The 18,495-nt window shown below is 64.8% G+C and carries 18 protein-coding genes, 2 tRNA genes and 1 other RNA gene; 5 read left to right on the forward strand and 16 right to left on the reverse strand.

Annotated elements, in window-relative coordinates:
* Positions 1 to 140: 140 nt before the first annotated feature.
* The 5 genes from B5G43_RS04855 to B5G43_RS04875 all read right to left on the reverse strand — a co-directional run bounded on the left by B5G43_RS04855 (position 141) and on the right by B5G43_RS04875 (position 3,811).
* A complete protein-coding gene (locus tag B5G43_RS04855) occupies positions 141 to 1,007 on the reverse strand; it encodes a LysR family transcriptional regulator (protein WP_087259345.1) in 867 nt (288 codons plus the stop codon).
* Between the two features lie 93 nt (positions 1,008 to 1,100).
* Positions 1,101 to 2,720, reverse strand: coding sequence for a Na/Pi cotransporter family protein (locus tag B5G43_RS04860; protein WP_087259346.1), 1,620 nt, complete (start codon positions 2,718 to 2,720; stop codon positions 1,101 to 1,103).
* Between the two features lie 140 nt (positions 2,721 to 2,860).
* Positions 2,861 to 3,568 (reverse strand): tRNA (guanosine(46)-N7)-methyltransferase TrmB, encoded by a 708-nt coding sequence (trmB, locus tag B5G43_RS04865; RefSeq protein WP_087259347.1) that lies wholly within the window; start codon positions 3,566 to 3,568, stop codon positions 2,861 to 2,863.
* 75 nt (positions 3,569 to 3,643) lie between these two features.
* Positions 3,644 to 3,731: transfer RNA gene (locus tag B5G43_RS04870), tRNA-Leu, on the reverse strand.
* Positions 3,732 to 3,734: 3 nt separating this feature from the next.
* Positions 3,735 to 3,811: transfer RNA gene (locus tag B5G43_RS04875), tRNA-Pro, on the reverse strand.
* Between the two features lie 196 nt (positions 3,812 to 4,007).
* Between B5G43_RS04875 and B5G43_RS04880 the strand changes: the two genes are divergently transcribed.
* Positions 4,008 to 4,835 (forward strand): SDR family NAD(P)-dependent oxidoreductase, encoded by an 828-nt coding sequence (locus B5G43_RS04880; protein ID WP_087259348.1) that lies wholly within the window; start codon positions 4,008 to 4,010, stop codon positions 4,833 to 4,835.
* 520 nt (positions 4,836 to 5,355) lie between these two features.
* Here the strand turns inward: B5G43_RS04880 and rplT are convergent.
* From rplT to B5G43_RS04935, 11 genes are all read right to left on the reverse strand, one after another.
* Complete coding sequence (gene rplT / locus B5G43_RS04885) at positions 5,356 to 5,712, reverse strand: 50S ribosomal protein L20 (protein ID WP_087259349.1); 357 nt, start codon at positions 5,710 to 5,712, stop codon at positions 5,356 to 5,358.
* 37 nt (positions 5,713 to 5,749) lie between these two features.
* Entirely contained in the window at positions 5,750 to 5,953 is a 204-nt protein-coding gene (gene rpmI, locus B5G43_RS04890) for a 50S ribosomal protein L35 (RefSeq protein ID WP_087259350.1), read from the reverse strand.
* Positions 5,954 to 5,995: 42 nt separating this feature from the next.
* Positions 5,996 to 6,526, reverse strand: coding sequence for a translation initiation factor IF-3 (infC, locus tag B5G43_RS04895; RefSeq protein ID WP_087259351.1), 531 nt, complete (start codon positions 6,524 to 6,526; stop codon positions 5,996 to 5,998).
* A 265-nt stretch (positions 6,527 to 6,791) separates the two neighbouring features.
* Entirely contained in the window at positions 6,792 to 8,309 is a 1,518-nt protein-coding gene (locus B5G43_RS04900; RefSeq protein ID WP_087259352.1) for a hypothetical protein, read from the reverse strand.
* Positions 8,302 to 8,841: a sigma-70 family RNA polymerase sigma factor gene (locus B5G43_RS04905; RefSeq protein ID WP_087259353.1), complete on the reverse strand. Its 540-nt coding sequence runs from the start codon at positions 8,839 to 8,841 to the stop codon at positions 8,302 to 8,304. Before B5G43_RS04905 ends, B5G43_RS04900 begins: the two co-directional genes overlap by 8 nt.
* An 81-nt stretch (positions 8,842 to 8,922) precedes the next feature.
* A complete protein-coding gene (locus B5G43_RS04910) occupies positions 8,923 to 9,900 on the reverse strand; it encodes an ADP-ribosylglycohydrolase family protein (RefSeq protein WP_087259354.1) in 978 nt (325 codons plus the stop codon).
* A 17-nt stretch (positions 9,901 to 9,917) separates the two neighbouring features.
* A complete protein-coding gene (locus B5G43_RS04915) occupies positions 9,918 to 10,931 on the reverse strand; it encodes an ABC transporter ATP-binding protein (RefSeq protein ID WP_087259355.1) in 1,014 nt (337 codons plus the stop codon).
* Positions 10,922 to 11,719 (reverse strand): ABC transporter permease subunit, encoded by a 798-nt coding sequence (locus B5G43_RS04920; protein ID WP_087259356.1) that lies wholly within the window; start codon positions 11,717 to 11,719, stop codon positions 10,922 to 10,924. The genes B5G43_RS04915 and B5G43_RS04920 overlap by 10 nt, the downstream gene beginning before the upstream one ends.
* Positions 11,716 to 12,582, reverse strand: a complete 867-nt coding sequence (locus tag B5G43_RS04925; protein WP_242960458.1) for an ABC transporter permease subunit — start codon at positions 12,580 to 12,582, stop codon at positions 11,716 to 11,718. The genes B5G43_RS04920 and B5G43_RS04925 overlap by 4 nt, the downstream gene beginning before the upstream one ends.
* Entirely contained in the window at positions 12,579 to 13,814 is a 1,236-nt protein-coding gene (locus tag B5G43_RS04930; protein WP_087259357.1) for an ABC transporter substrate-binding protein, read from the reverse strand. The genes B5G43_RS04925 and B5G43_RS04930 overlap by 4 nt, the downstream gene beginning before the upstream one ends.
* Positions 13,815 to 13,836: 22 nt before the next feature.
* A complete protein-coding gene (locus tag B5G43_RS04935) occupies positions 13,837 to 14,712 on the reverse strand; it encodes a nucleoside hydrolase (protein WP_087259358.1) in 876 nt (291 codons plus the stop codon).
* Positions 14,713 to 14,931: 219 nt separating this feature from the next.
* Between B5G43_RS04935 and B5G43_RS04940 the strand changes: the two genes are divergently transcribed.
* The 4 genes from B5G43_RS04940 (at position 14,932) to dnaX (ending at position 18,495) form a co-directional block, all read left to right on the forward strand.
* On the forward strand, positions 14,932 to 15,780 hold the full coding sequence (locus tag B5G43_RS04940) for a carboxypeptidase-like regulatory domain-containing protein (RefSeq protein ID WP_158097356.1): 849 nt from the start codon (positions 14,932 to 14,934) through the stop codon (positions 15,778 to 15,780).
* A gap of 95 nt (positions 15,781 to 15,875) precedes the next feature.
* Positions 15,876 to 16,142 (forward strand): hypothetical protein, encoded by a 267-nt coding sequence (locus B5G43_RS04945; RefSeq protein ID WP_140397569.1) that lies wholly within the window; start codon positions 15,876 to 15,878, stop codon positions 16,140 to 16,142.
* A 158-nt stretch (positions 16,143 to 16,300) separates the two neighbouring features.
* Positions 16,301 to 16,565: signal recognition particle sRNA large type (ffs, locus tag B5G43_RS04950), an RNA gene on the forward strand.
* An 88-nt stretch (positions 16,566 to 16,653) separates the two neighbouring features.
* Positions 16,654 to 18,495, forward strand: a complete 1,842-nt coding sequence (gene dnaX, locus B5G43_RS04955) for a DNA polymerase III subunit gamma/tau (RefSeq protein ID WP_242960459.1) — start codon at positions 16,654 to 16,656, stop codon at positions 18,493 to 18,495.

The raw sequence follows: 18,495 nt of genomic DNA on the forward strand, positions 1-18,495 counted from the left end.
AACCGCAGGGCGGCTTATTCCGGAGATGGATAGGAATGGTTTTCCAAAAGTATTTGGTCATCGGAAGAGACGGCCGCTCAGCGGCCGTCTGTTCTGTTAGAATCATTGTTCTACATTATAGTATACCTGTCCCGGATTTGTCAAACGCTTCTTTCGCCGCCGAAGATGGCCCGGAAGCGGGAGCGGGCAAAGGCCTGGCACTCCTCCTCCAGGCGGCGGTACTTCTCCAGCAGGTCCAGCCCAAAGGGAGAGATGCGGGCGGAGCCGCCGTGCTTGCCGCCCTGACAGCGGAGCACCACCGCTTCGCCCAGTTCCTCCTCCAATACGGAGATCATCTTCCAGGCCTTGCTGTACGACAGGCCCATCTGCTGGCTGGCCATGCGCACCGACTCGGTGGCATCGATGAGGGAGAGGAGCTGTGCCACACCGGGCCCCAGGAAGGGCCGTTCACCGCACAGGCGCAGTTTGACCGTGGGGCGGATGGCCTCCTCCCGGCGCAGATCCCGCAGCAGAGGCCACTTCCCCTCGGCCAGGGACTCCCGCAGGCTCCCTGCGTCATCGATGTTCAGGGTTTCGGCGGGCAGGGTGCCGGAGAGCAGACCAGACTCTGCTGCTTCGGCCAGACGCTGGGCGGGGAGGAGCAGGGGCCAGCCGTCTACCTCCCGGCAGCGGGGGCGCACCAGGGGAAGGCCGCAATTCAGCAGGATCCCCATCGTATCGGTGGAGACGAAGGGCACATCAGAGGGGGCAAGGAGCAGACGATCACATCGGGAAACAAGAAAATCCACGGCGTCGGCCCGGCCCTGGGCGTGGTCCGGGAGACACAGCACGCCCCAGTGGGCCATGCGCTTCTCCTGTTCCTCCAGAGAGGCAAGGGGGGTCAGCAGCACGATGGGGCCCACACCCACGCACTGCAGGGTGCGGACCAGGCGCTGAGCGGGGGAGAGGGGCGCGGAGGCGTCCAGAGCCGCCGTACCGGTCTCCACGAGAATGGCGCCAGTCTTCATGAGATCCCTCCTGTCTTTTTTGATGATTATACCGTGCCGCCCCGGAAAACACAAGAGGCCGGACCCCGATGGGTCCGGCCTCTTCGGCGTTCTTTACTTGTTCAGAGCCTCGGCGATGTTGAGGGTGTGGTCCAGCAGACGCTCGATGTCGGTGAGGATCTCGCTGTACAGGATGCTGACCTCCGGATCGGTGTGGCCATGCTTCATCCGCTCGATCTGAGCGGCGCGGTACTGGCGGTTCTTCTCGTCGCTGTCCACTTCCAGCAGGGAGACGGTGTCCTGGGTGCGCTGGCGGTGGGAGGGCTTGTCGTCCTCGAAGTCAATGGCCATCAGCGCGTGGGTGGCCAGGGTGCGCAGGTTGAGCAGCTCCTTGGTGGTGTCCTCGTCCAGCTTCAGGTGGCGCTTCTCCAGGGGGAGGAGGTACTCGGCCATATTCATGGCGTGGTCACCGATGCGCTCGATGTTGCCGCAGATGATGAGCATGCGGCTGAAGCGGTCGGAGTCAGCGGGGGCCATCTCATGGGTGGACAGGCGACCCACGCAGCGGGTGATCTCGGCGTTGTAGAGGTCGATCTCCTCCTCCTGCTCGGCCACGCGCTTGAATTTCTCCTCGTTACGGTCCAGCAGGGCGTCAAAGGACAGCTCCACATTCTCCCGGGCCAGAGCGAACATGGCGGTGAGCTGCTTGTGCAGCTCCTGCAGGGCGATGGCGGTGGAGCCCATGCCGTGCTCGTCCACCAGGGACAGGGAAAAGACGCCCTCTCCCTGGGGCTGGGGACGGTCGGGGAGGATGCGGCAGGCCACATTGGCCAGCACGCCGCCCAGAGGCAGCAGGATCAGGGTGGTCACCACATTGAAGATGATGTGGGTGGTGGCGATCTGCGCGTCCACCGCGCCGGGCAGCGCGTTCTGGATGACCGACACGAAGGGGGTGAGCAGGCAGATGGTCGTAAAGATGCAGGTGCCAATGACGTTGAACATCAGATGGATGAGAGTGGCCCGCTTGGCGTTGCGGTTGGCGCCCAGAGAGGCCAGGAAGGCGGTGATGCAGGTGCCGATGTTCTGGCCGAAGAGGACGAACACGGCATTGTCCAGGCCGACCACGCCGCTGATCGCCAGGGCCTGGAGGATGCCGATGCTGGCGGAAGAGCTCTGCACCAGGGCGGTGAAGAGCGTGCCGGCCAGAATGCCCAGCAGGGGGTTGGAGAACTTGGTGAGCAGCTGCACAAAGGGCTCATAATCCCGCAGGGGGGCCATGGAGGAGCTCATCAGGTCCATGCCGATGAACAGGATGCCCAGGCCGGCCACGATCTGGCCGATACAGTTGGCCTTCTGGTTCTTGATCATGGTGGCCATGATGACGCCCACGAAGGCGATAAGGGGGGCGATGAGGCCGATGTCCAGTGCGATGAGCAGGCCGGTGACGGTGGTACCGATGTTGGCGCCCATGATGACGCCCACCGCCTGCTGCAGGGTCATGAGCTCGGCGTTGACGAAGCCCACGACCATGACGGTGGTGGCAGAGGAGCTCTGGATCACAGCGGTGATTCCGGCGCCCACCAGCATACCCAGCAGGCGATTGGAGGTGAGACGCTCCAGGATGGATTTCAGCCGGTCGCCGGCCGCTACCTCCAGACCCGTGCTCATCAAGGTCATTCCGTAGAGGAAGAGTGCGAGGCCGCCGAAGAGCATGAATATGTCTTCCAGTTGCATGTCCGAAGTTCTCCTTCTCTCTTGCGGTAAAGTTTTACCGCGATTTTATGAAGTTTTTACATCACGCCTGCTATTATGCCAAAATCCCCCCGGGCATGCAAGAGAAAAATCAAAAGCCTTACACAGTTTTTACAGAAACTTTACACAGGATCTTCGGCATTTTCACGGGGCCGGTCCAGAGGGTCGATCCAGTCTTTCAGTTCTGCCGGAAGAGGTCCCACGGTGGCCACACAGCGGTTGATGGGGGTGCCCAGATTATGGAACTTCTCCTCGTAGTCGGTCATGACCCCCTGGATGCCGTGCTCGTGCAAGTTTCGCGTCACCTCAGAGAGGGTATAGCCCGCCTTGGGGAACTGGAAGAGGGACCACTCGTAGAGATCGTGGTTGTCGGTCTTGAAGTGGATCTGGCCGCCCTCCCGGAGGACCAGGCGGTAGCGCATGAGGAAGTCGGTGTGGGTGAGGCGGCGCTTGGCGTGGCGGTTGGAGGGCCAGGGATCGCTGAAGTTGAGATAGATGCGGTCCACCTCGCCGGGGGCGAAGTAGTCCCGCAGTCGGGCGGCGTCGGCGTCGATGAAAAAGACGTTGGTCAGCTCCAACTGCCGGGCCCGCTCCATGGCGATGACCATGGCGTCGGCCACACGCTCCACCGCCACGAAGAGGGTGGAGGGGTGGAGGCGGGCGGTCTCCACGGTGAAGCGGCCCTTGCCGCAGCCGATCTCCAGGTGGAGGCCGTCGGCGTCGGGCTTGAGCTCCCGCCAGCGGCCCTTCCAGGCCTCGGGCTCCCGGATGAGCAGCTCCTCGCAGCGCTCCATGCGCACGTCCAGGTTGGGCTTTTTTCTCATTCGCATGTGAGGTCATCCTCCCTTAGCATTTCGGGTAATGATAAAAATAACCACACCCGAAAGGGGTGTGGTTATTTTTTGTGGTGCGCGAGGCGGGACTTGAACCCGCACGTGCGTAATGCACACTAGAACCTGAATCTAGCGAGTCTGCCAATTCCACCACTCGCGCATATGGTCCGGGTGACAGGACTTGAACCTGCGGTCTCGTGGTCCCAAACCACGCGCGATACCAAACTTCGCTACACCCGGATCAGTTCTGTCAACCGCAGCAGCTCACCGCTGCAACGTTGACTATTATAGCGTATGTCTCCGGAAAATGCAAGAGGAAATTTCAAAAAAACGCAAAAAATTTTTCGAAAAGATTGGGATAAACTGAAACTTATAGTTGCTTAAATAAACTCAATAGTATATAATATAGCTGACCAATCTAAAGGAGGGGAAGCTCATGTACGTATTTGAAAACCGCTTTGCCGGAAAGACCATGCTTATCACCGGCGGAACGTCCGGCATCGGCAAGGCCGCCTGCCTGCGGGCCGCGGCCGAGGGCGCCTTTGTGGTGGTCGTGGGACGCAATGCCGAGCGGGGACAGGCCGTGGTGGACGAGATCGTCCAGAAGGGCGGCAAGGCGATTTTCCTGGCCGCCGACGTGACCAGGGAAGAGGCGGTCCAGGCGCTCTTTGCCGAGATCGACGCCAAGGTGGGCCCCCTGGATATTGCCATCAACAACGCCGGCGTGGTGGGCCACGGCGAGCGCATCGACGAGATGCCCACCGAGGAGTGGAACCGGGTCATCAACACCAACCTCAACGGCATTTTCTTCTGCTGCCGGGAGGAGGCCAAGCGCATGATCGCCCGGGGCCAGGGCGGCGCCATCGTGAACGTGGGCTCGGTGACCGGCCTGACCGGCTTCTACCGCTCCAGCGCCTATGTGACCTCCAAGCACGCGGTCAACGGCCTGACCAAGGCCATGGCCAACGATCTGGCTCCCTTCAACATCCGGGTCAACTCGGTGAACCCGGCCAACACTGCCACGCCCCTCACCGCTGCCTCCGCCCAGGAGATCCAGCAGAAGATCCAGGCGGCCATGGCCGCGGGCAAGAGCCTGGAGGAGGCCAAGGCCGAGACCATGATCGGCGGCAAGACCACCGCTCTGCTCAAGCGCAGCTCCACCCCGGAGGAGCAGGTGGGCGCCATCCTCTATCTGGCCTCCGACGATGCCGGATATGTCACCGGCGTGCCCTTCGCCACCGACGGCGGCTGGACCGCTTATTAAACGATTCTATGAAAACAAAAAGCAGCCCCGGAGCTTCTTTGGAGTTCCGGGACTGCTTTATTTCCGGGAAGCCCGGAACAGTTGCGCTCGCCGCGCAGGCGTCCTGCCCGGACAGGGCACCGCTTTCTTTGCAAAGAAAGCGGTGGGAAAGAAAGCCCAGAGGGGGGATACCCCCCTCTGGACTCCCCCAAAACGCATCCCGGCTTTCATTCGGCTGCGGCGGTATTTCCAAAGCATGGCGTGGCCAATTCCGGGCTTTCCGCCTATCCGGAAAGCGTTGTACCCTGGCAATCGGGGCGGCCCCATAAAAGGCCGCCCTTTTGGAGGGGAGTGGAGAGGGGAACGAGAAGTTCCCCTCTCCGCCTTTTCTTTTCCCCATTTCTTTTCCGCGAAAAGAAATGGGGCTCCCGCCGAGTAGGCGGTCCGCGCGGCGAGCGCAACCCCTCCGGGGTCCCCGGTCACGGAACGCGCAAAAAAACCGGGACCTCTTACGAAGTCCCGGTCATTTTGGCGAAAAGACTTAGGCCAGCTTGCTCTTGGCCAGCTCGGTCAGCTGGGTGAAGGCGGCCTTGTCGTGGATGGCCAGCTCGGAGAGCATCTTGCGGTTGATCTCCACACCGGCCTTCTTCAGGCCGTTCATGAAGGTGGAGTAGTTCATGCCGTTCTGCTTGCAGCCGGCGGAGATGCGGGCGATCCAGAGCTGACGGAAGTCGCGCTTCTTCAGGCGGCGACCGGTGTAGGCGTACACCAGGGACTTCATGACCTGCTCCTTGGCCATCTTGAAGTGCTTGCTCTTAGCGCCAAAGTAGCCCTTAGCCAGCTTGAGGGTCTTATTTCTTCTCTTGCGCGTCATCATCGCGCCTTTGACTCTAGCCATTGTCGGTTAGCCTCCTATATCAATGAGTAAATGATTCTTATTTGTAGGGGATCATGCGCTTGATGGCGGGCTCGTTGGTCTTATCCGCATAAGCGCCGGCGCGGAGGCCTCTCTTCAGCTTGGTGGTCTTGCCGTGACCGTTGAGCAGGTGACGCTTGTTGGCGTGGGCGCGCTTGACCTTGCCGGTCTTGGTGAGGTCGAATCTCTTCTTCGCGCCGCTGTGGGTTTTCAGCTTAGGCATGGTGGTGATCTCCTTTACTGTTTCATAGTGGGCCGCAGGAGCTTACTTCTTGGTCTCCTTGGCGGTCTTGGGGGAGAGGAAGATGGACATGTGACGGCCGTCCAGCTTGGGCTCCTTATCCAACGTGGCGACCTCGCCGCAATCCTCCGCGAACTTGACCAGGAGGTTCCGGCCGATGTCGGTGTGGGCCATTTCGCGGCCGCGGAAGCGGACGGTGACCTTGACCCGGTTGCCCTCGCCCAGGAACTTCTGGGCGTTGCGCAGCTTGACGTTGAAATCGTTCACGTCGATGCTGGGCGACATGCGGACTTCCTTGATCTCCACGACGCGCTGGTTCTTCTTGGCTTCCTTCTCCCGCTTGGTCTGCTCGAACTTGTACTTGCCGTAGTCCATGAGCTTGCAGACCGGGGGGACGGCGGTGGGCGAGATCTTTACCAGATCCAGATCGGCCTCCATGGCCTTCTCCAGCGCCTCCCGGGCAGACATGATGCCCAGCTGCTCGCCGGTGGCGGAAACCAGGCGAACTTCCTTGTCGCGGATCTCTTCGTTGATTTGATGACCCTTGTTGCTGATACGACAGCACCTCCCATTCTCGGTAAATCAAACAAAAAAGCGGCTACCAGTCCGGTACCCGCATCGCATGAAAACCCACCGGCAAAGACCGGCGGAGTTCAAACCATGTGAACCTCTTCGCGTGTGCTGGAGGTGAGGACGGGGACCGTTCTGCTTTATTGTGCTCAATCAGTATAACAGCCGCTGTACACGATGTCAAGAGAAAATTTCACATCAAAGCGCACAAAAACCCCCGGATACCGATGCGGATACCCGGGGATTTTCGTCATTCGGCGTTGATGAGGTCCGTGATCCCGTCGTGGGGGTAGAACTGGAGGGCGTCCTGGATGGTGAGGAAGGTCCCGGTGTCGTTCCGGGCATTGACCATCCGGGTCTCCATAGCGCTGCGGACGGGATACTGCCACCAGGTCATTTGGTGGGTGTAGTTGATCCAGGCGTCCACGATATAACCGTCCACCATCTCCTGAATGGTGTAGGACACATAGCCCCGGTGGTTCTCGCCCCGGTCGGGGAGGGAGAAGGCGGCGAAGAGGTCCTGGTTTTGCGTGCTCCCCCAGAACACGCTGCTGGAGGTATAGGTCTCCTCACCCAGATAGAAGTAGGGGGATATGTAGGTTTTGCCGTTTTCGTCATAGAGAACCTGGCCGGTGAAGTCCCCGCGCATCCCCCAGCCCTCGTCCGTCCGGCTGGCGGGCCAGAGCTGGATGGATTCGGTGCCGTAGAAACCGGGGTTTTCGAGCCACTGGAAGTGCTGGATGATCTTCCAGCTCTCCCGCTCGTCGGGCAGCTCCACGGCGATGCCGGTGATGCGCAGCTCCTTGGTGTCATAGACCGTATCGCTGTAAAAACTGTTGCCCTGCTGCTCGGTCACCCTGCGACCCCGGTTGGCCGGGTGGTCCATCACATCCACCACCACCTGCTTGGCTCCGGCGCAGGAAAGCAGGTCGGCGTCGGTGAGGTCGTTCAGGATGTCCTCCGGGAAGCCCAGAGACGCCAGGTGGTCTTTGATCTCCTGGACCTCTGCGGTGGTGTCGGTGTTCTGCTCCGCCCAGTCCATGGGATAGCTGCCGCCGAAGAGGTAGCCCAGGGCGATACCCACGGCCAGAATGACGGCGAAGATCCGGACCACCCACCGGTCGGACAGCCGCACCGGGGCGGCCTGGATAGCGTAGCCCGCCTCGTCCAGCACGCCCGACAGGCGGAAGAGGTTCCGGAGGATGAGGACATAGGCCACCACGATGGCGATGACGGCCAGGAATCCGACCGCGCCCAGCATGGCCAGGACAAAGAGAATGCCGTACCACACCAGAAGGGCGGCGGCGCTGCCGGTGGAGAACTCCAGACCGGAGGTTTCCCGCAGGGTACACAGCCCCCGCCACAGGGCGAAAAAGACGGCGAGGAGGAGAAGCAGGTTGATGACGCCCAGGGCCTGTTCCCAGGGAGCGGCGGGGAACACAGTGGTGTTGCGGATGAGGGAGTAGCCCGTCAGGGCGCACCGCAGGGCGGCGAGGGCATAGCACAGCCGGAACCACCGGTTTTCCCGCCGCAGAGTGCGGAAGCCCAGCAACATCAGCACCACTCCGATGGCGGGGAGCAGGTAGTTGAGCAGCAGGAAGTTCAGGGTGAGGGCGGTGAGGGCGCAGCCCCACAGCACCCGGTTCACAGCCTTCCGCCAGGGGGTGATCTGTGAGATGAGGTCATCCGGCGGCGTGTCCGGGGCGTTTTCCAGCAGCAGTTCGTCAAATACCGGTTCTTCCAGAGAGGTCCAGTCCTGTTTATCCATGCCCGTCACCTCCCAATGCCTTGCGCAGATGGGCGCGCAGCCGGTACAGCCGTCCCTCCACGGCCCGGGGGGAGAGCCCCAGCTCGGCGGCGATCTGTGCGGTGGACTGTAAGTAGTAGTATTTGCGGTAGAAGAGGGCCTGTTCGCCCTTGGACAGAGCGGACACCGCCCGACGGACCTCCTCGGCCCGCTCCTGCCGCAGCAGCGCCTCCTCCGGCGTGGGGGCGGGGGAGGGGGTGAGCTCGTCCACCTCCGCTCCGGCGGGGAAGCGGCGGTTGTGCCGGGCGCGGTTGAGGGCGGTGTTGCGGGTCAGGGCGGTGAGCCAGGCGTTCCACGAGCCCCGCTGGGGGTCAAACTGGTCCGAGCGCTCCCACACCCGCAGGACCACCTCGGACAGGCACTCCTCCCGGTCCCGGGGGTCGGCGAGGATGGGGGAAATGATATAGCGCATCAGAGGGCCGTAGTGGAGCAGCAGCACATCGGCTCCCCGGGAGTCCCGGGCGCGCAGCAACTCCAGAAGCTCTTCTTCCATGCCGTCCCCTCCTTTCCAGGCGCCTTCTACTCTATCATACACGCCCCGGCGGAAAAACCCACGCGCTCCGGCCGAAAAAATTCAGTTGTCTGAGTGCTCCAAAAAGGAGATGAGGCTGTCACAGCACTGCTGGACGAGGGGCTGTCCGGCCAGCTGGTCCAGCCACGCCCTGGGGATGGCGTCCAGGCCATAGGCCAGACCGGCCAGACCGCCGGTGACGGCGGCGGTGGTGTCGGTGTCGCTGCCCAGATTCACCGCTTTGAGGACGCTGTCCCGATAATGATTGGTGTTCAGGAGACACCACAGGGACGCCTCCAGAGTGTCCACCACATAGCCGCTGCTGCGGATCTCCTCCTCAGGCAGAGCGCGGAGGGCGTCGGGGGCGGCGATGCGGGCCCAGGTGTCCATCCACGGGGCAAAGTCAGGGGTGGAGCGGTACCAATCCAGGGCCTGGGGCACCCCGGCGGCGATGGCTGCGGGGAGGGTCATCCCGTCCAGCAGCCGAGCGGCTACGCTGAGGTAGATCCCGCAGGCCGACAGGGAGATGGGGTGGCGGTGGGTGAGGGAGGAGACCAGATGGATGGTCTCCATGGCCTGGGGGTGCCTGGTGAGATCCGGGCCGTACTGGGCGTACAGGACGTAGGCCAGAGGCAGGATGCGCATGAGGGAGCCGTTGCCGTTGGAGCGCTCCTGGGTGCCGCCGCAGAGGGCGGGGGCGACCCCCGCCTGATAGCGGCCGATGGCCTGGGCGGTGGCGTTGCCCACGTCGAAGCAGACACCCCAGGGGGTGTAGGCGCCCTCCTGATACCAGGAGCGGAACCGCTCCATCATGTCCTGGGGGTCAATACCGCCGGCCTGGCCGATGCTGTCCGCCAGGGCCAGGGTCATGCTGCTGTCATCCGACCAGGTGCCGGCGGGCTGGTGGTAGGTGCCGTTTCCCAGCATGTCGGCCACCGGGGACTCCCGGAGGGATTCCCGGCTGCGAAATTCCACCGGTACGCCCAGGGCGTCGCCGATGCACAGCCCATACAGGCCGCTTTTGACCAATCGTAAATCCATATCCGCAGATCCTCCTTTTAAATAGTATGAGGGAACAGGACCGCCCGGGTCCCGTCCACTCCGGTGAGGACGGTCTGGCCCACCGGGCCCAGGGGCTTGGGGGCGGTGATGGAGAGCCGGAAGCCCTCCGGCCCGGTGAGGGTGGTCTGGTAGCTCTCGCCCAGGTAGGCCGTCTCGGCCACCGTGAGGGGGAGGGGGCCGCTGCCCGGTTTCAGGGCGTCCGGGCGGAGAAAGGCGTCCCAGGCCCCGTCGGGAACGGCGGCGGGGAAGGAGAGCTCCCCCACGGAAAAGACCCCGTTCCGCACGATGCCGGGCAGGTACCCGCCGCCGCCGAAGTAGTCGGCCACCCGACGGGTGGCGGGGGCGGCGTAGACCTCTGGGGGCGTACCGCACTGCTCGATGGACCCGTCGAACATCACCGCCACCCGGTGGGCCATGGAGAGGGCCTCCCGCCGGTCGTGGGTGACCAGGACGGTGGTCATGTGGAGCTGTGCCTGGAGGGTGCGCACCAGGGCGCGCATATCCTCTCTTAAATTCTCGTCCAGGCTGGAGAAGGGCTCGTCCAGCAGCAGCACCCGGGGCTGGGCGGCCAGAGCCCGGGCCAGGGCCACCCGCTGGAGCTGTCCGCCGGAGAGCTGGCCCACTCTGCGCCTGTCCAGCCCAGCGAGCTGCACCCGCTCCAGCCAGTGCCCGGCCTCCTCCAGCCGCTTTTGCCGGGGCACGCCCCGCATCCGCAGGGGGAAGGCCACGTTTTCCGCCGCCGTCAGGTGGGGGAAGAGCCTTAAATCCTGAAAGACCACCACCACGCCCCGGCGGTGGGGCGGCAGGGCGGCCAGATTTTCCTCCCCCAGGGAAATTGACCCGCCGCTGAGGGGGACGATGCCCGCAATGGTTTTGAGACAGGTGCTCTTGCCGCAGCCCGAGGCCCCCAGCAGGGCCAGCAGCTCCCCGTCCCGGACGGTGAGGTCCACGCCATGGAGGATCTCCTTGCCTCCCAGAGCGGCGCGGACGCCGGTGAGTTTCAGTTCCATTTCCTGCCTCCTGTCCAAAGATGGATGAGCCCCTCCAGCACCGCGAACACAGCCAGAGCCGAGCCCACGAAGAGCAGGGCGTAAAGGGAGGCCAGGGTGCGGTCCCCGCTCTGGATGTAGGGGACCATCACCAGGGACAGAGTGCGCACCTGGCCGCCGCCCAGCAGGAGGGTGGTGAAGTATTGACTGTATGAGATGGCGAAAGCCATGCTCCCCGCCGACAGGAGCCCCGGCGCCAGGGCGGGGAGGGTGCCGTGGAGGAAGGCCCGGGCGGGGGACGCACCCAGCACGGCGGCCTGTTCTTCCAGGTTTTTGCCGCAGGCCTGGGTCACGTCGGTGAGGATGCTCACCGTGTAGGGGAGGGCGGTGATGACATGGACCACCACCACCCCCGCCAAGGTGTCGGCCAGCCCTAGCCGGAGGAACACCGTGTGCAGGCCCATGGCCAGCACGGTGCCCGGCACCAGGATGGGGAACAGCGCGCCGAAGCGGACCAATTCTTTCCCGGGAAAGGAGTGGAAGGCCAGGGCCCGGGCGGTCATAGCCCCCACCAGAGTGGCCAGAGCCGCCGCGGTCAGGGAGAGGCCCACGCTGGACAGCAGCAGCGCCCCCGTGTGGTTATAGGAGGCGAAGAGCTCCTGAAACCCCCGCAGGGAGAAGCTTTCCGGCCACAGCTCCGGCCAGGGCCACCGCCCGGCCACGCTCCATACCGCCAGCAGTGCCACCGGCAGCAGAATACAGAGTCCCGCCACGGCCACGGCCAGGGCGGGAAGGGGATTCCGTCTCATTGCACCACCCTCCCGGCATTCAACTTCCGCCGCAGCAGCCAGGCGTACACCAGGGCCAGCAGCAGGCTCACCAGCAGAATAAATCCGTTCATGGCCATGGCGTAGGGCCGGTGGCGCAGGTCGGGGTGGGTGTACTCCAGATAGGCCTGCACCGGCAGGGCCTTGGGCAGGGTGCTGCCCAGCAGGAGGGGCACCTCATAAGAGCCAAAGGCGTAGGCGAAGATGATGAGGAAGGCGCTGCCGATGGCGGGGAGGCTCAGCGGCAGGGTGATGTGGAAGAAGGCCCGCACCGGGGAGGCCCCCAGGTTGCAGGCCGCCTCGCCCAACGTGTCTCGGACGCTCCCCATGAGGGCAGCCACGAAGTAGGCCACGAAGGGGATCTCCTTCCACAGATAGGCCAACAGCATCCCCATGCCGCCGGAGGAGAAGAGAAGGGAGGGAAAGTCCTCCTGTCCGTCGATGAGCCCCCCGGCGTAGAGCGCCCGGGCCACCAGTCCGCTCTGGGACAGCAGCACGATGAGGAAGAGGGCGGTCACCGTGTGGGGCACCAGAATGGGGAGGCGCACCAGCAGCAGCGCCCCCCGCCGCCCCCGGCGCAGGGCCAGCAGGGCGGCGCAGAGGGCGGTGCCCAGCACGGTGGAGGAGAGGGCCGACAGAAAGGCCACCTTCAGGCTCAGCATCAGCGAGGCGGTGAGGGTCCCGTCGGTGAAGAGGGCCTGATAATAGTCCAGGGTGAGCTCGGTGAGGCCGAAGGCGGGGATGTAGCCCAGGCTCTGCACCAGGGCGCAGCCCATGGCCCAGAGGAGCAGCCCCATCAGGGCCAGGAAGGGGAGGAGGAGCAGCAGGGGAGCCAGACGCTTCACTGTCCCACCACTTCCTCGGTCCAGATCTCCTCCAGCAGAGGCACCAGGGCGGCGGGCATCTCGGGCAGGCGGCGCTCCAGCAGCGCATCCTGGGGCAGGGTGCCTTCCCCGATGTCCACGGCGTCGAAGAGGGCCTGCTCCTCCGCCGAGAGCTTCTCCTCGTCCAGCACGGGGAGGACTTTTTGGGCCTCGTACTGGGCGGCCTGGAGCTCCGGGGAGAGGAGTTCGTTGATGACCACCATGGCCCCGGCCTTGTTGGGGGCGTTGTAGGCGATGGCTATGTAATTGGTGTTGCCGATGGTGCCGTTGTCCCAGAGGAAGGCTTGGGCGGTGTCGGGGTAGATGCCCTTTTCGATGTTCACCGCCGGGCTGTAGGGACTATAACTGATGTCCAGCAGCACTTCGCCGTCGGCGAAGAGGTTGGTGAGCTGGGTGGAGGAGGCGGGGAAGGTCTCGCCGCCGTTCCAGAGGTAGGGGTTCAGCTCCCGCAAATACTCCATGGCGGGGGCCACGGCGGCGCGGAGGGTCTCCTTGTCGGCCTCCATGTCCTGAAACTGCTCCCAGCCGCAGATATCGTACACCACATTGCGCACGAAGGCTGAGCCGGTAAAGTCGGGGGGCGCGGGGTAGGTGACTTTACCCGGGTATTTCTGGACGAACTCCAGCAGCTCCTCCGTGCTGGTGGGGGCCTCCGGGGTGGCGGCGCTGTCGCGGATGAGGACCAGCTGGGCCTTGGCATAGGGGGCCTCATACCCCTCAATGGGGTAGCAGAAGTCGGTGAGGGTCTCGGTGTCCTCCTGGTCTACATAGGCGTTGAAATTGGGCAGGTCCTGGGTGAAGGGCCCGTAGAGGAGCCCATTTTCCTTGCAGGAGTAGAAGTTCTCGCCGTTGATCCAGATCATGTCGATGGTGCCGGTGGTCTGCCCGGCCCCCTTTTCCCCGGAGAGCTTGGCCAGGATGGCGTCGATGTCCATGCCCACCACCTCCAGGGTGATGTCGTATTTCTCTTTTAAGGTATCGGCCACGGTGGTCTGGAGGAACTGGTTGCGGGCGTCATCGCCGCCCCAGCCGTAGAAGGTGACGGTGGTGCCCCGGGCCAGTTCCACCAGGGAATCGAAGTCGGTGGGAAGGGTCTGCTCCGGGGTGGGGTCGGCGGCGGCAGAGCCGCACCCGGCCAGCAGCGCGGCAGAGAGGGCCGCGGCGGTCAGGACGCGGGGGAATCGAATGGACATGGGCTGAAAACTCCTTTCTGAGTCAGGACCGGGCGGGGTCCACCCGGGCGGCCTTCCAGTGGGCAAAGACCTGGGCGCGGAAGGCGTGGGCGTCCCGGATGACCGGGAGGGTAATGGTATGGGGCGCGCCGCCGCCCAGCAGCATCCCCCGGGCCATGGAGGTCTCGGTGGGGGTAATGACGGCTTGTTTCGCCTCAAAAAGCTCCGGCTGGGCGAGCCACGCGGCGGCCACGGTGTCCCAGTTCACGAACCCGTCCTGGTTCCAGTGGTCCCGGTTGTAGTCGAACCAGTAGCCCAGCTTTCGGACCAGATAGTCCCCCACCGGCCCGGAGCCGGCGAGGACCCGGTTGGTCTCGGCGCGGTCCAGATAGGCGGGCAGGCAGTGGGTGCCGGTACACACGGCCACATTTTTCCCACGGGTGACCACCGCCAGGCTGGCCTGGGGGTCGCAGGAGAAATTGAGCTCTCCCATCTCCTTACCGCCCACGAACAGTGGCTCGATGAGCCCGCCCATGAGGGAGAAGGCGGCGGCATTCTGCCAGAACTCCGGGTCGTACTCGGCCGCCCCCAGCAGATTGGTCTGGGCGCCGGTGGCCAGCACGGCCACCTCGCCCTTCCGGGCGCGGAGGGTGTGGGCTAAAAATTCCGCCGCCTCGCTGCGGCGGTCGCCGGGGCCGGGCGCGCCCCGGTAGCAGGGGATATCCTCCCGGCCCAGCTCCCGTAGGAGGCGGCGGGTGTTTTCCTCCACCAGCTCCAGCGGGGCGTTGCCGTGGGTGGTGGTCACCCCCAGCACCTCCACGTCGGGGCAGCCCAGCAGGTAGAGCAGGGCCAGACCGTCGTCGGCGTCCCGGCCGGGCAGGCCCATGGTGTTGTCACAGTCCAGAATCAGGGCGTGCATGGCGCATCTCGCTCCTTTCCCCGGGATTACAAGTAATTAGCATTATAAAACCACAGAGAAATGGGTGTCAATGCGGGGGAGAGCATCCGCGTAGTGTGTTTTTCAATATTGGAGATCGAGCTTTATCGAAAGAGGCACCCGCCCGGCCGGAGCGGCATAGGCTGTAGGTGCCCGGCCGGGAGAGCGGTCCGGGCAGATCACATCAGGAGGTTCGTTCCAATGGCTGATGTCAAGCAGGACCTGTACGGTCTGGAGTACAGCTCCAACTTTACCATTTCCGGTCTGCAGGAGGCCGATATCAATCTGAACCTGACCCCCGCCGCCGGGGCCTCCGGCACGGTGTTCGGCACCGTCACTGACGGCACCGACCCCATCCCCGACGCCACCGTCAAGCTCTTTGACAGCCTGGGCCAGCCCTTCCAGCACACCATGACCGACGCCGAGGGCGCCTACACCCTGGACGGGGTGCCCGCCGGGAGCTACACCGTCAGCGCCGTCAAGGAGGGCTATCTCCTCAGCGACGCCTTCGGCGTGACCCTCACCGGCGGCGGCACCATCCAGGCCAATCTGGTCTGTACCGCCGACACCTCCCTGGCGCTGGGCGCCATCGCCGGCGTGGTGAAGGTGAATCAGCTGGGGGTGGAGACCCCGCTGGCCGGGGTGAAGCTGACCCTGATGGATGCCCTGGACACCGCGGTGGCGGCCACTTATTCGGTGGCGGACGGCGAGTTCGCCTTCTACGACGTGGCCGATGGGGTGTATACCGTCCTGGCCACCGCCGAGGGCTACCGGGCCACCGCCCCCATGGCGGCCACGGTTCTGAACGGCTCCATCGTCAACATGACCATCGTCATGACGGTGGACACCCGCACCTACAACGGCACCGTCAGCGGCATCATCCGGGACCAGAACGGCAACGCCGTGGCGGGGTGCTTCGTGGGCCTTTTTCAGATCGTAGGCGGTGTGGAGACCCTGACCGCCGCCACCAAGACCAACACCGCCGGGATGTATCTCTTCGGCGGTGTCACCGCCGGCGAATATCTGGTGAAGGCCAAGATGGAGGCCTGATCGCCGGCCCCTCCTTCTGCCTGGGGCACGGGGAAGAGGCCCGGCAGGACCTGTGCGCCTTTCCCGGCTGGAGCCGGTGCGGCGTACGGGTGTGGGTGTGTGCCTGGGAGCCGCTGGACCGGGTGTGCCTGTGGAGCCTGGAGCGGGAGCAGCAGACCGAGCGGCCCCTTCTCACCGGCGGGGAGGTGTGCTTCGGCCACCTCCCCCCGGGGGCCTACGGCCTGACGCTGTGCCGGGGCGGGCGCAGGACCGCACTGGTCCTCCGCCTGCCGCCGGGGTCCAATGTGGAGCTCTGGCTGGACGGCGCGGGAGGGTGCCGCTGGCGGCGGGACGGGTGGCATTACCGCCACAATCTCCGCTGAAATGTTGCGTCTTCGGGCGGGGGCGGAGGCCCCCGCCCGGGCGCGCGGAAATTCCCGTACAAAAATTGAAATGGAACTTGATAAATCGGAGAAAATGATGTATGATAACACGTACGAGCTTTCCGAAGCCGGACATGTCCGTCCGGCCCACGGCAAGGCCGCACTAGTCGGGGAGATAGCGGTGCCCTGTACCTGCAATCCGCTACAGCAGGGATGAATCCCGGCCCCCGGATTTTCGTTGTGTCGTCTGACCCTGGTAAGCAGCGATGATGGACCGGCCCCGCGCAACGGGGTCCCGTGAACCGTGTCAGGCGGGGAACCGAGCAGCACTAAGCGGATCGCTCCGTGTGCCGTGGGACAACCGTTCCTGAGCCGGCTGCCTGGGTAACGGGCATAACGAAAACTTCAAAGGCCGGTGTGCGGTCTTGCCCTGTGCCGGGCGGGACATGAATAGGAGAGGAGCGAGGGACGGGGCGGACCCGCATCCTCCGCTCCTTTTTGTTTGTTTTGTGTGGATGAGGTGACAGCATTGTACCAGGCCCTGTATCGAAAATGGCGGCCCCGCACCTTCGACGACGTGGTGGGGCAGTCCCACATCACCGACACGCTCAAGCGCCAGGTGGCGGCGGGGCGGCTGTCCCATGCCTACCTGTTCACCGGCACCCGGGGCACCGGCAAGACCTCCTGCGCCAAGATCCTGGCCAAGGCGGTCAACTGTGAGCACCCGGTGGACGGCAACCCCTGTAACCAGTGCCCGGCGTGTCTGGGCATCGACAACGGCTCCATCCTGGACGTGCTGGAGCTGGACGCCGCCTCCAACAACGGCGTGGACCAGGTCCGCGCCCTGCGGGACGAGGCGGTGTATACCCCCGCCGCGGTGCGCAAGCGGGTTTACATCGTGGACGAGGTGCATATGCTCTCCACGGCGGCCTTCAACGCGCTGCTGAAGATCCTGGAGGAGCCCCCGGCCCACCTCATGTTCATTCTGGCCACCACGGAGCTGCACAAGGTCCCGGCCACCATCAAGTCCCGCTGCCAGCAGTTCTCCTTCAAGCGCATCCTGCCCGGGGACATCGCCCGGCGGCTGGAGTATGTGGCGGGGCAGGAGGGCATCGACCTGACGGCGGAGGGCGCGGCGCTGCTGGCCCGCCTGGCCGACGGCGGATTGCGGGATGCCCTCTCGCTGCTGGACCAGTGCGCCAGCCCCGATGGGAAGCTGGGGGAGGAGGAGGTCCTCTCCGCCCTGGGTCTGGCCGGCAATCTGGAGACCGCCCGCCTGATGGAGACCATCGCCGCCGGGGACACCGCCGGGGCGCTGGAGACGCTGGCGCGGCTGTACGCCTCGGGCAAGGACCTGGGTGCGCTGGTGGGGGAGCTCTCTGCCCTCACCCGGGACCTGCTGGTGCGCCGTACTGCGCCGGAGGGAGGCGCGGCCCTCCTCACCGGCGGCTATGACGAGACCACCATGCGCCGCCTTGCTTCGGCGCTGGAGCCCCGGCGGCTGATGCAGATGCTGGAGCTTTTACAGCGCACCGCCAACGACCTGCCCCGCAGCAGCAACCGCCGCACCGACATGGAGCTGTGCCTCATCCGGCTGTGCGACGCCACCCTGGACAGCAGCCCCGCCGGGGTGCTGGCCCGGCTGGCCCGGCTGGAGGAGCGGGTCTCTTCCGGCTGTGTTCCGGTCTCGGAGCTCACCGAGGAGCAGAAGGCCAAGGCGGCCCCCCGCCGCGCTGCCCCCCGGACCAAGGCAGTCCAGACGGAGGCGGCTCCGGTGCAGGAGACAAAGACGCCCACTCCCGCGGCCCAGCCCGCGCAGACCGCCCCGGCGGAGGACCGTCCCCCCTGGGAGGAGGAGCGGCCCCCGCTGCCCGACGAGCCGGTGTGGGAGGACGAGGCCCCGGCCGCTGCTCCGGCCGCTCCGGTGCGGCAGCCCAGCCGCCCGGCGGCCCGGACCGCCCAACAGGCCCCGGCGCAGTCTGCCGCTCCCGCGACGGGCGGCAGCGTCTCCATCTGGCCCGACCTGGTGGCCGCCCTCCACGGGGTGGTGCCGGCGGGCGTCTACCCCTTCCTCAGCAACTCCGCCATGGTAGACGGGCGTTTGGAAGGGGAGGAGCTGACCCTCTGGATGGACAGCGCCTTTACCAAGAGCATGGTGGGCAAGACCGCTGTGCTCCAGGCCATCGCCCGGACGGCGGAGGGGATGCTGGGGCATCCTGTGCGCTGCAAGGCGGCGGTGGGGAAGCCCCCGGCGCCCGGCGCGGCCCGCCCGAAGCGAGCGGCGGCAAAGAAGGACAAGCTGGACGAATTAGTGGAAACAGGCAAGCAGTTTGACAACGTGGTCATTGAATAG

Source organism: Flavonifractor sp. An92 (assembly GCF_002159175.1).
GTDB lineage: Bacteria > Bacillota > Clostridia > Oscillospirales > Oscillospiraceae > Pseudoflavonifractor_A.

Bases quoted from the DNA above. Each gene is read 5' to 3' on its own strand.
- B5G43_RS04910 (WP_087259354.1), bottom strand. From the start codon at position 9,900: ATGGATTTACGATTGGTCAAAAGCGGCCTGTATGGGCTGTGCATCGGC.
- rplT (WP_087259349.1), bottom strand. From the start codon at position 5,712: ATGGCTAGAGTCAAAGGCGCGATGATGACGCGCAAGAGAAGAAATAAG.
- B5G43_RS04915 (WP_087259355.1), bottom strand. From the start codon at position 10,931: ATGGAACTGAAACTCACCGGCGTCCGCGCCGCTCTGGGAGGCAAGGAG.
- trmB (WP_087259347.1), bottom strand. From the start codon at position 3,568: ATGCGAATGAGAAAAAAGCCCAACCTGGACGTGCGCATGGAGCGCTGC.
- B5G43_RS04935 (WP_087259358.1), bottom strand. From the start codon at position 14,712: ATGCACGCCCTGATTCTGGACTGTGACAACACCATGGGCCTGCCCGGC.
- B5G43_RS04940 (WP_158097356.1), top strand. From the start codon at position 14,932: ATGGCTGATGTCAAGCAGGACCTGTACGGTCTGGAGTACAGCTCCAAC.
- B5G43_RS04930 (WP_087259357.1), bottom strand. From the start codon at position 13,814: ATGTCCATTCGATTCCCCCGCGTCCTGACCGCCGCGGCCCTCTCTGCC.
- B5G43_RS04860 (WP_087259346.1), bottom strand. From the start codon at position 2,720: ATGCAACTGGAAGACATATTCATGCTCTTCGGCGGCCTCGCACTCTTC.
- B5G43_RS04920 (WP_087259356.1), bottom strand. From the start codon at position 11,719: ATGAGACGGAATCCCCTTCCCGCCCTGGCCGTGGCCGTGGCGGGACTC.
- B5G43_RS04900 (WP_087259352.1), bottom strand. From the start codon at position 8,309: ATGGATAAACAGGACTGGACCTCTCTGGAAGAACCGGTATTTGACGAA.
- rpmI (WP_087259350.1), bottom strand. From the start codon at position 5,953: ATGCCTAAGCTGAAAACCCACAGCGGCGCGAAGAAGAGATTCGACCTC.
- B5G43_RS04905 (WP_087259353.1), bottom strand. From the start codon at position 8,841: ATGGAAGAAGAGCTTCTGGAGTTGCTGCGCGCCCGGGACTCCCGGGGA.
- B5G43_RS04855 (WP_087259345.1), bottom strand. From the start codon at position 1,007: ATGAAGACTGGCGCCATTCTCGTGGAGACCGGTACGGCGGCTCTGGAC.
- B5G43_RS04880 (WP_087259348.1), top strand. From the start codon at position 4,008: ATGTACGTATTTGAAAACCGCTTTGCCGGAAAGACCATGCTTATCACC.